The organism is Solibacillus sp. GQ1, assembly GCF_059758555.1.
On the sequence record NZ_JCAXEX010000002.1, the window covers coordinates 50781 to 69599 of the forward strand.

16 protein-coding genes are annotated in these 18819 nt (G+C 40.4%); 14 read left to right on the plus strand and 2 right to left on the minus strand.

Going from position 1 to position 18819, the window contains the following annotated elements:
• Positions 1–62: 62 nt before the first annotated feature.
• Positions 63–2249, plus strand: a complete 2187-nt coding sequence (locus tag AC6CH1_RS12670; protein ID WP_498317834.1) for a YhgE/Pip family protein — start codon at positions 63–65, stop codon at positions 2247–2249.
• Positions 2250–2413: 164 nt separating this feature from the next.
• Here the strand turns inward: AC6CH1_RS12670 and yhfH are convergent, their stop codons facing one another.
• Positions 2414–2539: a protein YhfH gene (gene yhfH / locus AC6CH1_RS12675; protein ID WP_251690365.1), complete on the minus strand. Its 126-nt coding sequence runs from the start codon at positions 2537–2539 to the stop codon at positions 2414–2416.
• A gap of 139 nt (positions 2540–2678) precedes the next feature.
• On the opposite strand from yhfH, the gene lplA reads away from it, so the two are divergent.
• From lplA to AC6CH1_RS12710, 7 genes are all read left to right on the plus strand, one after another.
• Positions 2679–3671, plus strand: a complete 993-nt coding sequence (lplA, locus tag AC6CH1_RS12680; protein ID WP_251690363.1) for a lipoate--protein ligase — start codon at positions 2679–2681, stop codon at positions 3669–3671.
• A gap of 156 nt (positions 3672–3827) precedes the next feature.
• Complete coding sequence (locus tag AC6CH1_RS12685; protein ID WP_251690361.1) at positions 3828–4532, plus strand: response regulator transcription factor; 705 nt, start codon at positions 3828–3830, stop codon at positions 4530–4532.
• Positions 4532–5515, plus strand: coding sequence for a sensor histidine kinase (locus AC6CH1_RS12690; RefSeq protein ID WP_498317837.1), 984 nt, complete (start codon positions 4532–4534; stop codon positions 5513–5515). Before AC6CH1_RS12685 ends, AC6CH1_RS12690 begins: the two co-directional genes overlap by 1 nt.
• 48 nt (positions 5516–5563) lie before the next feature.
• Positions 5564–6337, plus strand: coding sequence for an ABC transporter ATP-binding protein (locus AC6CH1_RS12695; protein WP_251690358.1), 774 nt, complete (start codon positions 5564–5566; stop codon positions 6335–6337).
• Positions 6309–8243, plus strand: coding sequence for an FtsX-like permease family protein (locus AC6CH1_RS12700; RefSeq protein WP_498317838.1), 1935 nt, complete (start codon positions 6309–6311; stop codon positions 8241–8243). Before AC6CH1_RS12695 ends, AC6CH1_RS12700 begins: the two co-directional genes overlap by 29 nt.
• Before the next feature lie 138 nt (positions 8244–8381).
• The gene (locus tag AC6CH1_RS12705) at positions 8382–9932 is read left to right on the plus strand and encodes a fatty acid--CoA ligase family protein (RefSeq protein WP_498317840.1); all 1551 of its coding nucleotides are present in this window, start codon (positions 8382–8384) and stop codon (positions 9930–9932) included.
• Between the two features lie 649 nt (positions 9933–10581).
• Entirely contained in the window at positions 10582–12555 is a 1974-nt protein-coding gene (locus tag AC6CH1_RS12710; RefSeq protein WP_498317842.1) for a S9 family peptidase, read from the plus strand.
• A gap of 50 nt (positions 12556–12605) precedes the next feature.
• Here AC6CH1_RS12710 and AC6CH1_RS12715 read toward each other — a convergent pair whose 3' ends face one another.
• A complete protein-coding gene (locus AC6CH1_RS12715; protein ID WP_498317844.1) occupies positions 12606–13382 on the minus strand; it encodes an enoyl-CoA hydratase-related protein in 777 nt (258 codons plus the stop codon).
• A 119-nt stretch (positions 13383–13501) separates the two neighbouring features.
• On the opposite strand from AC6CH1_RS12715, the gene AC6CH1_RS12720 reads away from it, so the two are divergent.
• From AC6CH1_RS12720 to ppaX, 6 genes are all read left to right on the plus strand, one after another.
• Complete coding sequence (locus AC6CH1_RS12720; protein ID WP_498317845.1) at positions 13502–14740, plus strand: EAL and HDOD domain-containing protein; 1239 nt, start codon at positions 13502–13504, stop codon at positions 14738–14740.
• Positions 14741–14857: 117 nt separating this feature from the next.
• Positions 14858–15712, plus strand: coding sequence for a YitT family protein (locus AC6CH1_RS12725; protein WP_251690347.1), 855 nt, complete (start codon positions 14858–14860; stop codon positions 15710–15712).
• A gap of 51 nt (positions 15713–15763) precedes the next feature.
• A complete protein-coding gene (gene cccB, locus AC6CH1_RS12730; RefSeq protein WP_014822762.1) occupies positions 15764–16075 on the plus strand; it encodes a cytochrome c551 in 312 nt (103 codons plus the stop codon).
• A gap of 172 nt (positions 16076–16247) precedes the next feature.
• Positions 16248–17186, plus strand: a complete 939-nt coding sequence (gene hprK, locus AC6CH1_RS12735) for an HPr(Ser) kinase/phosphatase (RefSeq protein ID WP_251690346.1) — start codon at positions 16248–16250, stop codon at positions 17184–17186.
• A gap of 23 nt (positions 17187–17209) precedes the next feature.
• On the plus strand, positions 17210–18082 hold the full coding sequence (gene lgt, locus AC6CH1_RS12740; protein ID WP_498317847.1) for a prolipoprotein diacylglyceryl transferase: 873 nt from the start codon (positions 17210–17212) through the stop codon (positions 18080–18082).
• A gap of 94 nt (positions 18083–18176) precedes the next feature.
• Positions 18177–18818 carry a pyrophosphatase PpaX gene (gene ppaX, locus AC6CH1_RS12745; RefSeq protein WP_498317848.1) on the plus strand — a complete coding sequence of 214 codons (642 nt, stop codon included), beginning with the start codon at positions 18177–18179 and terminating at the stop codon, positions 18816–18818.
• Position 18819: the final 1 nt, after the last annotated feature.

Consider the following 18819-nt stretch of genomic DNA (forward strand, 5'->3'; position numbering starts at 1 on the left):
TTTTACCATGAAATGACCGAAAAACGATATTGGTCATATAGTTTTAGAAGGAGGAAATTAGTGTGATAAAAGCAGAATGGCTGAAGATTTTTAAAACAAAGAAAATGCTTATTTCAGTTATTGCCGTTCTATTTGTTCCTGTTATGTACAGCGGGATGTTCTTATGGGCATTTTGGGATCCATATGCCAACTTAAAGGACTTGCCGGTTGCCGTTGTCAATGAAGACAAAGGTGCTGTGATGGATGAGGAAACAATGGAGCTCGGTCAAACATTGGTCGATAAGCTGATAGGTAGCGAGCAATTCCGATTTGAGGAAGTTGATGCAAAGGAAGCGGACCAAAAATTAAAGGATCAAAAATATTATATCTTAATTAAAATTCCGGAAAACTTCTCTGAACATGCAACTACATTATTAGATGAAGAACCACAAAAATTGGTTATTGATTATATTCCAAATGAAGGCTTCAACTTTTTAGGAGCACAAATTGGTGAAACTGCAATGGATCGCATAAAAGCGGAAGTAAATACGCAAGTTTCAGCAACATATGCAGAAAAATTATTTGATTCCATTACGCAGCTTGGTGACGGTTTTACCGAGGCAGCAGATGGAGCAGGGGAACTGGATGAAGGTGCCGCGAAGCTGGCGGATGGCGCTGATGAGCTGAAAGGCTATTTAGAACAATTGGCATCAAGCTCTGTTCAATTATCTGATGGTACGGACGCTTTAGTTGCCGGTGCTAAAAATGCTGCGAAAGGTGCTGCCGATCTGGCGGCAGGTGTAGCAAAAATTGCGGATGGCAGCAGCCAACTTGAAACAGGAGCAAAATCTGCAGCAGATGGCGCCAATACATTGCAGCAAGGTATTGAAAGCTATACGGGTGGTGTTGCACAAGTAGCAAACGGACAAAAGGACATCACATCCGGTCAGGCAAGCTTAGCTGAAAATCTGAAATTATTAACACAAGGTACAGCGAATATCGATGACAAAGTAAAAGCGCTCGCAGATGGTTCAGCTAATGTAGCAGGCGGTATGGATCAATTGGCGGGTCAACTTGAAGCGATATTACCAATGTTGCCTGAAGAAAATCAAGCAGCATTAAAAGCCGCACTAGGGCAACTGCAAGAAGGCAGTAAACAAGTAAGTGGCGGTTTAAGCCAGCTGCACGCAGGAACAAACGGATTGGACGATAAAATTGCGGCAATCAGTGATGGTGCAAGTAAATTAAATGCAGGGCAACAACAAGTAACAGCAGGTGTTGCACAATTACAGCAAAATTCAGCACAGCTAATAGAGGGTGCCAATTCATTAGCACAAGGCAATACAACAATCGCCGGAAAACTAAATGAACTAACAGCAGGCGCATCAAGTGCTGCAACAGGTGCCAACACATTAGCGCAAGGTTTGAACACATTAGTTGATGGTTCGAATAAATTATATGACGGTACTAGCTTATTGGCAGAAAAGTCAGGTGAGTTGGCACAAGGTTCTACTACTTTAGCGGATGGCACGAAAGAATTGAAGGATGGTACGACAACTTTATCTGAAAAATTGGCGGAAGCAGGCGAAAAAGCCGCTGTAAATCCGACTGAAGATACGTATAATATGGTCGGTTCTCCAGTAGAAGTCGAAAAAGATTCCGTAAACCATGTACCGAATTATGGTACAGGTTTTGCACCATACTTTATTTCTTTAGGATTATTCGTTGGGGCATTATTAATTTCGATTGTATTCCCATTAGTTGAACCAGCCATTATTCCGAAAAACAGTGCAAGCTGGTTTGTAAGTAAAGTAACTGTATTAATCGGTGTTGGATTGGTGCAGTCATTTATAACGATTGCAATTGTCGTTTGGGGACTTGGACTTGAGGTAAATAATATGCCGCAGTTCATACTGACAACAATTATAACTAGCTTTACATTTTTAGCTATGGTTCAATTGCTTGTATCTGTGTTTGGTGATCCAGGACGATTTATTGCCATCGTCGTGTTGATTCTTCAATTAACAGCAAGTGCAGGGACATTCCCGATTGAGCTAGTACCAGAGCAATTGCATTTCTTCAATAAAATTTTACCGATGACATTTTCTGTACAAGGCTTCAAAGCAGCCATTTCAACTGGTGATACATCATTCCTAATGTTCAACTGGTCAATTTTAGGTGCAGTTATGATTTCATGCTTAGCAATCACGTTCGGTTATTTTGCATTGCTTTATAAAAAACGTTATTCAAATCAACAAACAGAACTATAAAAAGAAAAAGCATGGACTCGGGTTTTCCGTTGAGGCCATGCTTTTTTTATACAGAAAAAACCACGAGCATTGAGCAAGCCCGTGGTTCAAGTAAGCTATTATAGGTTCATCCTATTTCTAAGATGAAGGTTGTCAGTAATGCGAATTAAACAGTGTGTAAAGAATTAAAGAGAGTTACATTTATCACAATTGTTGCTGTAGCATTCGCTTTGTTCTTCGATTCTATCACCGCATTGAACGCAAATTTTATCAGGTAAATTCTTGAAAAATTCCACTACGTTTTCTAACATTGTGCATGCCTCCTTTAAGTTTCTGTTATATTACTTCTGTTTATATAATGTATTGTATTATAACAGATTTAATTCGTCAACACAAAATGCCTAAATTAAGTTAAAATATAAATGGACGATTTTTGAAGGAGTGAGCCTCTTGTATTTTATCGATAATAAAGGAATTACAGATCCGCGTATAAACCTGGCAATAGAAGAGTATATACTGAAAAACATGGATATCGAAAAGGATGATTTTTTACTGTTCTATATTAATCAGCCTTCGATTATCATCGGAAAAAATCAAAACACGATCGAAGAAATCAACACAGATTACGTTGAAGAAAACGGAATCATTGTAGTACGTCGTCTTTCCGGCGGTGGGGCAGTTTATCATGATTTAAACAATCTGAACTTCAGCTTCCTGACAAAGGATGACGGCAACAGCTTCAGCAACTATAAAAAATTCACACAGCCTGTTGTTGATGCACTTGCAAAATTAGGGGTTAACTCTGAGCTTTCAGGCCGTAACGATATTTTGGCTGAAGGAAAAAAGGTTTCCGGCAATGCCCAATATTCGACACGTGGCCGCATGTTCAGCCATGGGACACTTATGTTCAATCTTGATATTGACGCTGTCGTGAACTCACTTAAAGTAAAACAGGACAAGATTGAATCAAAAGGAATCAAATCAGTGCGCTCGCGTGTTGCGAACATCATTGATTTCCTTCCTGAAAAAATTACGGTAGAAGAGTTCCGTATGGAGATTTTAAAATCGATTTTCGGTGGCGAGGAAAATATTCAATACTACGAGCTTACCGAAGAAGATTGGGAAAAGATCCATGAAATTTCAAAAAACCGTTACCAGTTATGGGAGTGGAATTACGGGAAATCACCGCGCTTTAACATTCAAAAAACGAAGCGTTACCCTTCAGGAAGCTTGGATATTCGCTTAGAAGTGAATAAAGGTGTTATTGAAGAGGCGAAAATTTTTGGAGATTTCTTTGGTGTCGGTGATGTAGATGAGGTCGCTGAATTATTGGTCGGGACGAAATATGACCGTGCCGCAATTGCAGAAAAGCTGAAAGATATTGAAATCCCGGTATACTTTGGCGGGATTACGGAAGAGGATTTCCTTCATTTAATTTACTAGCAGCTTCTGTCAGTCATCATGAACGTAATAGTGAGTGTAGAAAAGGAGGCTCCTGTTTTCGGGAGCCCCCTTTTTTTGATACAATGGAACAATATGAACAATTAACTTATGTAGGGATATTTTAGTTGGAAACCTATTGAAAAGGAGGTCATTCAGATGGAAAAACATCGAATTTTCATCGTTGAGGATGATCCTAAAATAGCTGCACTACTCGCAGACACATTAAGAAAATACCAGTATGAAGTCGAAACAATTAAAGACTTTGATTCATTAATGGAACAATGCTTAGCATTTTCTCCTCATATAATTTTACTCGATATTAATTTACCTTCCTATGATGGATACTATTGGTGCCGGGAGCTGAGACAATTTACGAAATGTCCGATTTTATTTATCTCTGCTCGCTCGGGGGAAATGGACCAAATATTTGCATTGGAAAACGGCGGAGATGATTTTATAACGAAGCCGTTTAACTATGAAATCGTACTTGCTAAAATTCGCAGCCATTTACGTCGTACATATGGAGAATATTCTGCAAGACAGGAAGAGCGGAAAATTGTACAAGGACAGCTTACATTGTATTTGGAACGGATGGAACTTCAATTGAAGGATCTTGTCGTTCCGCTTCAAAAGAAGGAATGTGTAATTTTAGGATTATTAATGGGACAGGCGCCAAAAGTGGTGTCACGCGAACAGCTGCTGGAGGAATTGTGGGATGATCAGGCATTTGTTGATGAAAACACATTAAATGTAAATATGACGCGTGTTCGAAAGAAGCTGGCCGATTATGGCATTTCATCGGTTATTGAAACAGTGCGCGGAGCAGGGTACCGCTTTTTATTAAGCTCGGAGGAAATGTAATGACGATTAAATTATTTGTGAAGGAGCATCTTTCCTACCTGATTTTTCAAATCGCCCTTACATTATTTTTACTTACATTATTTTGGCTTGATGGCTTTCGTAGTGTCACTACGGCCATTTATGCGATTGCAATCAGCCTTCTTTTAATCGTCTCATTTTTAGTCGTGCGCTATATGTTGAGGCGCCGTTATTTGGCGAAGATTTCCACGCTGCCGCAAACGATGGAGGACGCGCTTCAAAAGAATGCGAAAACAACGGAATACATGGAGACAGAGCGTTATTTGCATGAGCTGTACAAATTGTATCAGCATGAAGTACAGGCGCTTTATGCGACACAGTCCAGACAATATAAATTTATGAACCAGTGGGTACACCAGATGAAAACCCCTGTCTCTGTTTTGGAGCTTTTGCTGCAGCAGGAAGAAGAGCTGGATAAAAAAAGTGTGCAGGAAGAGGTCGAACGTTTGAAGCGCGGTCTTGAAATGGTTTTAGTGAATGCACGTCTGGAAAACTTTTCGGATGATATGCAAATCGGAAAAGTGCAGCTTAAATCGGCAATCATGGCAAATGTTAATGACAATAAACGTCTGTTTATCGCCAACCGAGTATTTCCGGAAGTGAACATCGATGAAGATTTAATCGTAATGAGCGATATAAAATGGCTGAACTTCCTTATTGGACAGTTCATTACAAACGCGGTGAAATATACATTTGAGCCGAATAAAAAGTTGTATATTACGGCAGTGCAAAAAGAACAGCATGTCCACTTGCTCATCCGTGATGAAGGGGTCGGCATTCCTAAATCTGATTTACCCCGTGTAATGAAGGCATTCTTTACCGGTGAAAACGGCCGGAAAACTGGAGAATCTACCGGCATGGGACTCTATATCGCAAAGGAGATTTGTGATAAGCTCGGACACCAGCTTTTGATTACATCGGAAGTTGGTAAAGGTACACAAATTGAAGTGATTTTTCAGTCATGAGGGATTATTATTGATTGAAAGAAACAGACTTGGTTAAAAGGAGTTACTATGTCTATTTTACAAATACAAGATGCTACGAAAGTATATGAAGGAAAAGTGACGAAGCGAGCACTCAACCAGCTTAGTTTTGAAGTGGAAAAGGGTGAATTTGTCGCAATTATGGGCCCATCCGGCAGCGGGAAAACGACGTTGTTAAATATGGTATCCATGATCGATACGCTGACATCCGGCGAGATTGTTTTTAATGGGATGAAACCGCAAAAGCTTAATAGTGAGGAACTTGCCTATTTCAGACGCCGCCAGCTAGGTTTCGTCTTTCAGGATTTTAATCTGCTGCCGACATTGACGGTGGAGGAAAATATCATTTTACCGCTGACAATTGATGAACAGCCGATATCTGTCATGGAGGAACGGCTGCAATATTTAAGTGAGCTGCTTGATTTAACGTCAATTTTAATGAAGCGTCCGAATGAAATATCAGGAGGACAAGCCCAAAGAACAGCAATCGCACGTGCACTGATCCATCATCCGATGCTCGTTTTAGCCGATGAGCCTACAGGAAATCTGGATTCGAATGCATCGCGAGAAGTGCTTGAGCTCTTAGCAAGAATGAATAAAGAAAACGATACGACGATTTTAATGGTGACACATGATCCGATTGCGGCGAGTTATTGCGATCGTGTAATTTTTATTAAAGACGGCGAGTTTTTCAATGAAATATATACAGACGATCGTCGCCAAACATTTTTCCAGCGTATTTTAAATGTATTAAGTTTATTAGGGGGACATGTAGGTGACTTTTCTTCAATTCGCTTACCGTAACGTTTTCCGGAATTTTCGTAACTATGCCGCCTTCTTTATGGCCAGCTTTTTCAGTGTTTTTGTGTTCTTTATTTATTCGATGCTCATGTTTCATCCGGAAATCGAACGTGGTTTTTTAGGAGAAGTATCGATCGCCGGAATGGTTTTTGCTGAAATCGTTCTTGTGCTGTTTTCATGGTTTTTTATTTTTTACTCGATGCGTGCCTTTTTGGAAGCGCGGTCTAAAGAGTTTGCGATTTTGCTTCATCTTGGCATGGACCGGAATCAGTTAGGAAAACTGGTGATCATCGAAACAATGACAATCGGGATTTTTTCCTGTATTTCCGGTATTGTTTTCGGGTTCGCGTTTTCGAAGTTTTTCTTTATGATTGTCCGTGAAATTTTAAATTTAAATGCGTTGCCGCTCTATTTGTCATGGGAGCCGTTTGTACTGACTTTATTCGTTTATTTAAGCGCATTTGTTGTCATCTCGACGTTGAGCATTCTGTTTACGCCGGACATTAAAATACGGAACTTCATAAGAGGACCAAAGTTTGTGGATGCTGCAGCGACCTATTCAAAGCGAAATGCCATTTTAGGAATCATCCTCATTTTATGTGGATACGGTCTTGCACTTATTACAACGAAGTCATCTATTTTTTCGTATACGTTACTGATCCCTGTTTTTGTGACATTGGGGACGTACTATTTCTTTTCAGATACGACACTTTATATTATTGACCGGTTGAAGGGGCATAAGCAGTTTTACTGGAAACGGGCACGTATGCTGGCGATCGCTGAACAGGTGCAGATTTTACGTTTTAATTCACGCATGTTTTTCATTGTGACACTCGTCTCGACACTTGCCTTTTTAACGGTCGGTGTTTTATCGGCGATGTCTTCCTATACATCACAGTATGACAAAATCAACCCAATCGGTCTTATGTATAAAGGGGAAATGGATAACCCTTATGAAATTGAACATATTTTATCCATAATCGATGAGCTTGAGTATAATGACATCAGTTATCATATGACGCGCTTTACTGTTATGCGTCAAACATCATCGTATACATCGAATCCGGTGGAAGTTTTCCGGGAAACGGATATTAACCATCTGCTGTTTTCATATAAATATCCTCTAGTGGATTTAAAAAGCGGGGAAGCAATGTTCATCCCATATTCGGAAGATTCGATTGAAAAGCTGGAGAAGACGGAAGTAAAGACGGTGCTGAAGGAAAATAATGTGGACCTGATGATTAACAGTGTGTACCCGAAAATGTTTTTCCCGACAGCTATTATTAGCAGTAACTCCATCATTATTAGTGATGAAGACTTTGAAAAACTGACAAATGAGTTTGAAATGGCACCATATGTCGAGCCTGGCTATCACTTATTTACGTTTGATATTCCTAACTGGACCGAAACGGAAAATGTCGGAATTGATATTCAGCAGATGGTCGCCCGCGATTATCTGATTAACAGTGAATATACGTTGCCGTTTTACTTTGAGAATGCAGGATTAAATTATTCTTATATATTAGCTACGTATTCTTTATTAACACTCATCGGTATATTAGTAGTAGCTGTGTTTCTACTTGCGTCGGGAAGTTTTGTTTATTTTAAAATATATGCAAACTTGGACCGAGAGAAGAAGCAGTTCGATATGCTCATTAAAGTAGGGTTAAGCGGTAAAGAACTGAAGCGCCTTATTACGAGAAATTTAATGATTCAATTTTTCCTGCCATGGGGATTAGCCTTTGTACATAGTGCATTTGCGTTCTACGTTGTGCAAGCTGTACTGAACGATGTCATGAATTTATCAATCGTAAAAGAAGTTGTATTTTCGTTTACAATGTTTGCCCTAATCCAAATTGTCTACTTTTTCCTAATCCGCTGGCGTTATATTTCACATGTGCGCGTGTGAGTTCGAAATAGAGAAAAAATGATTTTAGTACAATATTTGTGAATAAACGAGATTTTCATATTGTTTTATTAATATACTTATTCTATAATGCTAATAGAGTGAATATTTTTTCATTTTACGCATAGGGGGATGGGTGTATTGAATTTAGTTGAAAAGGTAAGACAACAAGCTTTCGAACAACCAGAAAAAACAGCGTACTACTTTTTAGGTAAAGGCACATCTTACGGTGAATTGGAGCAATCGGTTGCACGGTTTGCAGCTGCTTTGGAAGATTTAGGTGTAAAAAAAGGCGACCATATCGCGTTTTTATTAGGCAATACACCGCATTTCATCATCAGTTTATACGCATCAATGCGTATTGGTGCTGTGGCAATTCCGATTAATCCAATCTATACAGCAGATGAAATTTCATACATTATCCAAAATGGTGATGTAAAGGTTGTCATCGCACTTGATTTATTATTACCGCTTGTGGAAGCAGGGGTGCATAGATTCCCACAAGTAGAACAATATATCATTTGCGAAACAACAGAAGACATCGGCGAAAAATATGCCGCGCTTTCAGATGGTGCAAAAGAAAAGACGAAGCTGTTTTCACAAGTATTAGCAACAACAGCACGTACAACGGATCCAGTAGAAGTAGCGCCGGATGATACGGCCATTATTCTATATACTTCCGGTACGACAGGTCATCCGAAAGGTGCCATGCTGACACATAACAATTTATTCTCAAATGCCAGAGATATTGGCGATTACTTAAAAATGACATCAGAAGACCGTATCGTAGCGACATTGCCGGTTTTCCACGTCTTTGCTTTAACGGTAGTTGTCAATTCACCGTTAACACGCGGAGCAACGATCTTATTAGCGCCACGCTTTAGTCCGGGAGAAATTTTCGAGATGATTTCAACTTATAAAGCAACAGTATTTGCCGGCGTTCCGACGATGTACAATTTCCTTTATCAATATGAGAAAGCGGATGTTGCCGCATTCTCGACAATTCGTTTAGCAATTTCAGGTGGTGCTTCATTACCAGTATCATTGCTGCATAACTTTGAGCAAAAGTTCAATGTACGAATTTCTGAAGGATATGGCTTATCTGAAGCTTCACCTGTTACTTGTTTCAACCCAACAGACCGTGAGCGTAAACCAGGCTCAATCGGACAGTCGATCAGCAATGTGGAAAATAAAGTGGTCGACGAAAATGGTGATGAAGTGGGCATTGGGGAAGTAGGAGAGCTGATCGTGCGCGGACCGAATGTCATGAAAGGCTATTACAACATGCCGGAAGAAACAGCCGTTACGATTCGCGATGGCTGGTTATATACAGGTGACTTAGCAAGAAAAGACGAGGAAGGTTACTTCTATATCGTTGACCGCAAAAAGGATATGATAATTGTAGGCGGTTACAATGTTTATCCTCGTGAAGTAGAAGAAGTATTGTTCTCACATGAAGGCATTGTCGAAGCGGCAGTCGTTGGCTTCCCGGATCCGGATTTTGGTGAGGCGGTACATGCTTACGTTGTGTTAAAGGATCCGACTTTAACTATAGAAGCGATTCGCGAATTTTGTGCAGACCGTATTGTGAAATACAAAGTGCCGACTGTTATTGAAATTTTGGACGAGCTGCCAAAAAACACAACAGGCAAAATTCTGCGCCGTTCTTTAAAAGAAATCGCAAGAACATAACATTCCAACACCTGCCATACTTTGTGGCGGGTGTTTTTTGAAAATTGGAAAATAAAAGGGTGCCGGTTGAGGGATTGTCCTCATAAAGCTTCTTATAATGTTCCGGTGGTTATTGGCGGGCTAAGCACAAAAGTCACCAAGCCATGTTGCACATGTCTTTGCGACTTTTCTGCGTGCTTTTTAAGACGCCCGCCAATCATAAAGTACCGTTGTTTCAATCGTTGCTTATATAGGGAGGCGCTGTGCATTCGCAAGGCGCCTACTTTCTCATAAAGTATCTCCTTTTTTAGAAAGGAGAAATATTTTTTGTAACAAGGGCTATCATTTTTTTATAAAGAAAGATTAACTTTGTGCGTAGAACCGGCGCCTACCACTGTAAGCGCCGACTAAAGGGCGTTACGGTTTAGAGCCGGACACTATTGATTTGGCGGGAGTCCCAAGCCGCAATAATAGCAGCAGTAAAGGTTCGACGTTTACGGCGTGCCTTTACTGCTGCTATGCGGCTCCCGCCAAAGAAAACCGGAACTAAATAAGAAGCTCTATGAGAAGAGGATTTAAACTTATATCTTATATATTTATATTTTGAAATTTCAAATAAAAGATGGTACATTATTATTACGGGAATCGAAATAAATGAAGAGGTGTTTTAATGACGAAGTATATTACAAAAGAAAGCTTATTCGAAATTCAATCCATTACAAATCCGGTACTTGCGCCAAATGAGCAAGAGGCGGTATTTATCAGAACAGAGATCAATAAAGAAGAAAATAATTACAATGCCCATTTGTTCCATATCGACTTGGAATCTGAGGAAACAACGCAATGGACTTACGGCAATGAACGTGTGACGAGTCCCGAGTGGTCACCAGATGGCAAACAAGTCGCATTTTTAGCGAAACGCAATGAAAAACAGCAACTATACATATTAAACCGCCGTGGCGGGGAAGCACAGGAAATGACGACACTACCAAACGGCGTCAATTCATTTTTATGGAGTCCATGTGGTGAAAAGGTTTGGATTACGAGCACTATTAAAAAAGGGCTGGATATTACGAAAGAGGAAGAAAAGGAAGACACGAAATTCCCGAAAGCCTATGTCGTGGATAAAATGAAATACAAAGCAGACAGTGTAGGTTTATTAAAACAGAACCGCTATACACAAATTGCTGCTGTTGATTTAGCGACGAAAGAAGTAAGTACATTTACAGAAGGCGATTTTTCACATAGCTTACAAGGCATTTCACATGACGGGAAAACATTGGTGATCGGTGTGAACCGTGAAGAAAATACGGATAATGTATTCCGTACACCGCTATACCTTGTTGATGTAGATACGAAAGCAGAAACAGTTCTAATAGATGAAGATGGCTACTTTGGCGGTGCTGAGTTTTCATTTGATGACCGCTACATTGCATTTGGCGGTTCGGATCATTCATTCAGAAATGCTACACATGGCCATGTTTATATTTATGATACAGAAACGAAAACAACACAAAAGCTGACGGAAATGCTGGACTTGCCGGTTGGCGACTATGCGGTTGCGGATATTCAGCAAGATGTATCAGCTCCATCTGTAGTATGGACGGAAAACGATGATTTGTATTTCCAAGTATCTTCTGAAGGGGATATCCGCTTATATTATGCAACATTGGAGGGCGCACTTTACCCTGCGTCACCGGAAAATGAGCATGTATACGGCTATGCAATCTTTAAAAACGGCAACCGTGCATTATTGACGGTATCCAATGGGACATTCCCTGGGGAGCTGTTTGACTTTGATATTACAACAGGTGAGCGCAAGCAGTTAACAACATTTAACGAAAAGTTTTTAAATGAGACTACGCTGTCAGAACCGGAAGCGATTTCGTATACATCAAAAGATGGTTTGACTGTACATGGCTGGATTATGAAGCCTGCACAGTATACAGAAGGAGAAAAATATCCATTAATTGTTGAAGTACACGGCGGACCGCATACTTTATATGCGAATACGTTTTTCCATGAGATGCAGCTATTGGCGGCGAAAGGGTATGGTGTGCTTTATGTGAACCCACGAGGCAGTCATGGCTACAGCCAGGAATTTGTTGATGGTGTACGCGGTAATTATGGTGATGGGGACTATGAAGATATTATGGCTGGTGTTGATTATGCACTGGAAAACTATGCATGGATCGATGAGTCACGTTTAGGGATTACTGGCGGAAGCTATGGCGGCTTTATGACGAACTGGGTTGTTGGTCATACGAATCGCTTTAAAGCAGCTGTTACCCAACGTTCGATCTCAAACTGGATCAGCTTCTACGGCGTATCGGATATCGGTTATTATTTCTCGGAGTGGCAAATGCTCGCAGATATGAATGATGTGGAAAAACTGTGGCACCATTCACCATTAAAATATGCGGCTAATGTGGAAACACCACTACTTATTTTGCACAGTGAACGTGATTTCCGCTGCCCGATTGAGCAGGCAGAGCAACTTTATATTACGCTTAAGAAAATGGGCAAAGAGGTCGGTTTCGTCCGTTTCCCTGAATGTGACCATAACTTATCACGTACAGGTATCCCGAACTTGCGATTAGAGCGACTTGAGCAAATTACAGGATGGTTTGAGAAGTATTTATAAAATACAAACAGGGTGTCCCATTGGCGGGCACCCTATTTATATGAGTGGGTTTATCTACCTTTAAACTGAGGTGGCCTTTTTTCAGCAAAGGCATTCAGTGCTTCAATGCGGTCTTCAGTAGGGATTGTCAGTTCGTATGCTTTTCGTTCGATTTGAAGACCTGTTTGAATATCTGTTTTCATCCCTTGTTTTACAGCAAATTTAGCTTGCTGTATCGCAATTGGCGCATTGCGTAAAATAAGTGCGGCAAAGTCGGCTGTCACTTCATGTAAACTTTCGACCGGTGCCACTTTCGTAACGACACCATAGTCAAGTGCTTCATGTGCAGTCATCCGTTTTGCAGTCAAAATGAGCTCCAATGCTTTCGCTTCACCGATTAAGCGCGGCAATCGCTGTGTTCCGCCAGCTCCCGGAATAATGCCTAAGCCTGTTTCCGTTAAGCCTAGTGAAACGGTTTCGGCAGCAATACGGAAATCGCAAGCAAGTGCAAGCTCAAGTCCGCCACCAAAGGCATATCCGTTTAATACACAAATCGTCGGTTGCGGTAATTGCTCAATGAGGGAAAATACTTCCCCGAACCGGTTTAAGTTGCGTTTCACAAGTGTATCCGGCAACGTTTTACGTTCTTTTAAGTCCGCACCAACCGAAAAGGCTTTATCACCAGATCCTGTAATGATGACAAGACGAATATCTGGGTGGATTTGAATGGATTCAATAACATTGCGTAATTGTTCCAACATTTCATAATTAAAAGCGTTTAACATATCGGGGCGATCAAGTGTTACATATGCAATAAAGTCTTTTTGCTCGTATTTTACAGTGTTCACATTTACTGCCTCCTTGAATTTTGTTAATCTAGTTTTATAGTACATTGGAAAATTGCAAAATAACAGCTATTTCCATAATAAATAGAGAGAAAATAAACGAGTATTGGGGAATTTACAAAATGGAAGTATTTGTTGGGCGACAACCTATATTTAACAAACATGAAAAAATCGTAGCATATGAGTTGTTGTATCGAAATAATTACACCAACCAGTTTCCGAATATTGATGCAGATAAAGCAACCGTTGAGCTGATCATCAATTCATTTCTTTCGATTGGCATTAAAGAAATAGCGAATGGAAAGCCGTTATTCATTAATTTTACGGAAAACCTGATTATGCAGGAATCCTTGGATATTATTGAGGAGGAACAAATTGTCATTGAAATATTGGAAGATATTCCGATTACAATCGCGTTAATCGAACGGCTCAAACAATTAAAGAACGCGGGAAATAAAATTGCACTTGATGATTTTGTTATGAATAAAGAAGTGCTGATTTATGATGAGCTCTTTCGGTACATTGATTATATTAAAATCGATTTTTTACATACAGGTGAAAATGAGAGAGTGGCAATTGAAAATACGATAAAAACGAAATTTCCTCATATTAAACTATTGGCAGAAAAAGTTGAAACGCGTGAGCAGTATGAAATGGCCAAAGAATCCGGTTATTTTTTATTTCAGGGCTATTTCTTTGAAAAACCGCAAATACTGACGGCTACCGATATACCGGCAAACCTGTTTCAGTATTTCCAGATCATCTCGTTGTTGCGGGATGATGAAGCAAATATTGATGTATTGGCGAACAATATCGAACGGGAAATTTCATTATCCTACCGGTTGCTCAAATTAATCAATGGTTCGTCAAGACGTTCGAAAACGAAAGTTCGCTCGATTAAGCAGGCCATTTTATTACTAGGGTTAACGGAGTTGCGAAGATGGATATATTTACTGGCGATGCGTGAATCCGACGTGAATCGAAATAAAGACGTATTTCAGGAGTTAATGTATGCATCCTTGTTCAGAGCGAAAGTGTGTGAAAAAATTGCCCGCCTGAATTACAAAAAGAATTTCTCGGAGTATTTTTTAGTCGGTCTGTTTTCATTGATTGATTCTTTACTGAAACGGCCGATGAGTGCAATCGTTACGCAGTTGCCGCTATCGGAAACGATTTTGGAAACAATCTCAGGTGAACATACGGAGATGACGCCGTATTTACAGTTTGCTACCGCTTTAAGTAAGTTGGACTGGGAAGGCATTATTCCATTATCCCGGCAATTAAACATACCTGTCGACGGGCTTTTGCCGATGTATGAAGAAGTGACAGTATGGGTTGACGAGGCATTAATAATCCAATAAAAAGCAGAAGAGAATGCGTCCTTTTATGGGGCGCTTTTCCTTTAGTTAGATGAAGTTCTCATTTAATGTAGGATTTGTTATAATTCAATGGAATTTACAAAAGAAGCGAGGATTTGTATGACATATAGCTCACAGAGTTCAGTGAAAAGCAGTGTAATGGAATATGTATTTGTCATTGTCGGCGCAGCAGTCATTGCGTTCGGCTTTAATGTGTTTTTATTTCCAAACCAGGTCGCATCCGGCGGAGTAAGCGGGATCAGTACAATTTTGCATGGTATGTTCGGGTGGAATGCCGGGATTGTTCAGTATGCGTTTAATATTCCTTTGTTTATAGCAGGCGTGCTTGTACTAGGGAAAAAATTCGGGATTAAATCCTTTATTGGTACGATTGCTCTTCCTTTCTTCGTTATATTAACTGAGAGCTGGGATCCTTGGACACTGAACCCGTTATTAGGGGCTATCTTTGGCGGGATTGTAGTCGGTTTAGGGATAGGACTTGTTTTTAAAGGGAATGCTTCAACTGGCGGTACGGATTTACTTGCTCAAATTATTACGAAATATACAGGCTTAACATTAGGGACAAGTGTACTGTTCATCGATGGCCTGATCGCGGTTAGTGCGGCAATTGTATTTGACCTGGAAAAAGGACTGTATGCGTTAATTGGTCTATATGTCACGACAAAAACGATTGATATTGTACAGCTTGGTTTTAGCCAATCAAAAATGGTTTACATTATTACACAAAAAGAAACGGATGTGCGCGATGCGATTTATAAAGAGATTAATCGCGGGATTACTAGGCTTCCGGCATTTGGCGGGTATACAGGTGAGGAGCGCCCGGTATTAATGGTCGTTGTTTATCAAACAGAGTTCACAAGGTTGAAACAAGTATTGAAAACCGTTGATCCTCAAGCATTTGTCATCGTTTCGGACGCCTATGAAGTGCTAGGCGAAGGTTTCAAAAAAGTATAAGTTTGTTATAATCAGTAGTGGAATAAAAGTTCATTTTTGGAGGGGTTCAGAATGAAAAAGAGTTTACTTACATTAGTTTTCGGTTCAGCAATTTTCCTTGCTGCATGCGGTGGAGATGATTCGGCTTCAAACGGCGAAACAGCTGAAATCGACGGGAAAAGTGTTGTTCAGCAATCATGCGCAACATGCCATGGCGGTCAATTACAAGGCGGCAATGCGCCAGCGTTGAATCAATTAGGGGCTAAATATTCGGAAGAAGAGATTTTGGATATTATTTTAAATGGTAAAGACCGTATGCCTGGTGGAATTGTTAAAGGCGAAAAGGCGGAAGCAGCTGCAGAATATTTATCCACATTAAAGTAATTTATACATAAAAAAGATGGAGCTTTATTTGCTTCATCTTTTTTTACCTTTTCAGCGAATGACCAGTTAATGTGATTGATAATTTAAAAAACTAAGCGCGTTATATATTGGAAATGTTATAGACATGATAAAATACAGTGGAGATGCTAGAAGATAGGAGCGTACCAAATTTATGATTCAAGTAATTGCGAAAGATGTTATGGAAAAGTTTAATTTGGAGCTAGTCAGTGGGGAAGCCGGAGTTGGACGATACATAACGACGAGTGATATATCCCGCCCAGGTTTGGAAATGGCCGGCTATTTTACACATTATCCAGCTGACCGTGTTCAGCTGTTAGGTAAAACAGAGCTCTCATTTTTTGAAATGTTGCCTGAAAAGGAAAAAAGAAGCCGGATGAAGCAGCTTTGTTCGGATGAAACACCGGCGATTATTATTTCGCGCGGTTTGGACGTGCCTCAGGAACTGATCGATGCATCGAATGAAAATCATGTCCCGGTGCTCGTTACGAAGCTGACGACTACTAGATTTTCGAGCCGACTGACGAACTTTTTGGAGAGTAAGCTTGCTCCGACAACGGCCATTCATGGGGTGCTCGTTGATGTATATGGCATTGGGGTTCTTATTGTTGGGAAAAGTGGTGTCGGTAAAAGTGAGACGGCACTTGAGCTTGTAAAAAAAGGGCATCGGTTGGTTGCAGATGACAGTGTGGAAATTCGTCAGGAAGGCGAAAACATGCTAGTTGGATTCCCGCCACCATTATTGGAACATCTGCTGGAGATTCGCGGTATTGGAATCATCGATATTATGACACTGTTCGGTGCAAGTGCAGTGCGTCCCTACAAGCGTATTACATTAATAATAGAGCTTGAAACATGGGATCCGGATAAGTTTTATGATCGTCTAGGGCTGGATGAGGAGAAGATGAAAATTATTGATTCAGAGGTAACGAAGCTGACAATTCCAGTACAGCCAGGACGAAATGTATCCGTAATTATTGAAGTAGCTGCGATGAACTACCGTCTGAAGAAAATGGGCGTCAATGCAGCGGAAGAATTTTCACGTCGTCTGGACGATATGCTTGTTTCGAATGATGAAATAGACGATTATTAATAGGTAGTTGAAGGGAGAAGTTTATGGTTACAAATTTATTAGCAATAAATCCGGTAGCATTCCACTTAGGACCAATACCGGTGAACTGGTACGGAATCATTATCGGGGTCGGGATTCTCGTTGCCTACTTCCTGGCACAAAAAGAATCGGTCCGCCGTGGATTAGATCCTGAATTTTTTGCCGACCTGCTCATTTGGGCAATTCCGATTTCAATCTTGTCAGCCCGCGTGTATTACGTTGTGATGAAGTGGGACTACTATAGTCAGCATCCGGGCAGTATCATTCAAATTTGGAATGGCGGTATTGCGATTCATGGTGCATTAATCGGTGCGTTTATTACAGCATACATATTTACGAAAAAACGCAAAGTGAGCTTCTTAAAACTGGCCGATATTGCAGCACCGAGTATTCTCGTTGGTCAAATTATTGGACGATGGGGCAACTTCATGAACCAGGAAGCTTATGGCGGCCCTGTAACACGAGAATTTTTGGAAGGTCTGTTCTTACCGAACTGGCTGATCGAACAAATGTATATACGTGAAGACGGAAACTATGTACACCCGACTTTCTTATATGAGTCATTATGGAATGTAGTCGGTTTAGTCATTTTGCTGTTTGCCCGCAAGTTAAACTGGCGACGCGGCGAAATGTTTTTCTTCTATTTAATCTGGTATTCAATCGGACGTTTCTACATCGAGGGCTTACGTACAGATAGCTTATACTTAGTAGGAGATTTGCGCTCAGCTCAAGTCGTTTCAATCATCGGTATCACAGTCGGCATTATTGCCATTGTTTATCGCCGCATGAAAGTAAAACCGGTTATCCACTATTTAGATGAGGAAAAACCTGCTGCGACGAAAAATAATAATAAAAATAAGAAGAGCAAGAAGAAATAAGCTTTGATATAAAAATTACCCCCATTTGGGGAAATAATAGTTAACACCGTTTGCATTAGTGCGAACGGTTTTTTAAAAGGGAGCATTCTTCAGTATGAAAACAAAAGCATTGCTGTTTGATTTTGATGGCACATTATTAAATACAAATGATTTAATCATCCAGACATTCATGTATATTTTTGACGAAAAATTTCCCGGGCAATATTCGACAGAAGACTGCCTGAGATTCATCGGTCCGTCATTAAAACAGACGTTTGACGAATTAACACCTGGCGAAACCGATGTAATGATCGGGAAATATAAAGAGTGGAACGCAATCAACCATGACCGTTTAGTAACAAGCTATGATGCAGTAGTCGAAACGTTGGAAGAGCTCCACAATTTAGGCATCAAAATGGCGATTGTTTCAACGAAAGCAAGAGAAAGTCTTGCCCGCGGTTTAAAAGTACTTTGTGCGGAACAGTTTTTCGATGTCATTGTCGGTTTTGATGATGTGGAGCATGTGAAGCCACATCCAGAACCAGTTCTATTAGCACTTGAAAAGCTAGGTGTCGGGAAAGAGGAAGCGATCATGATTGGCGACAACTCGCATGATATTGAAGGCGGGAAAAATGCAGGTGTCCGAACAGCGGGTGTTGCTTGGTCTGCTAAAGGAGTCGACTATTTAATGTCCTATGAGCCGACTTATATGCTTCATCATATGCATGATTTATTGGATATTGTGAAAGGGGAGTAGG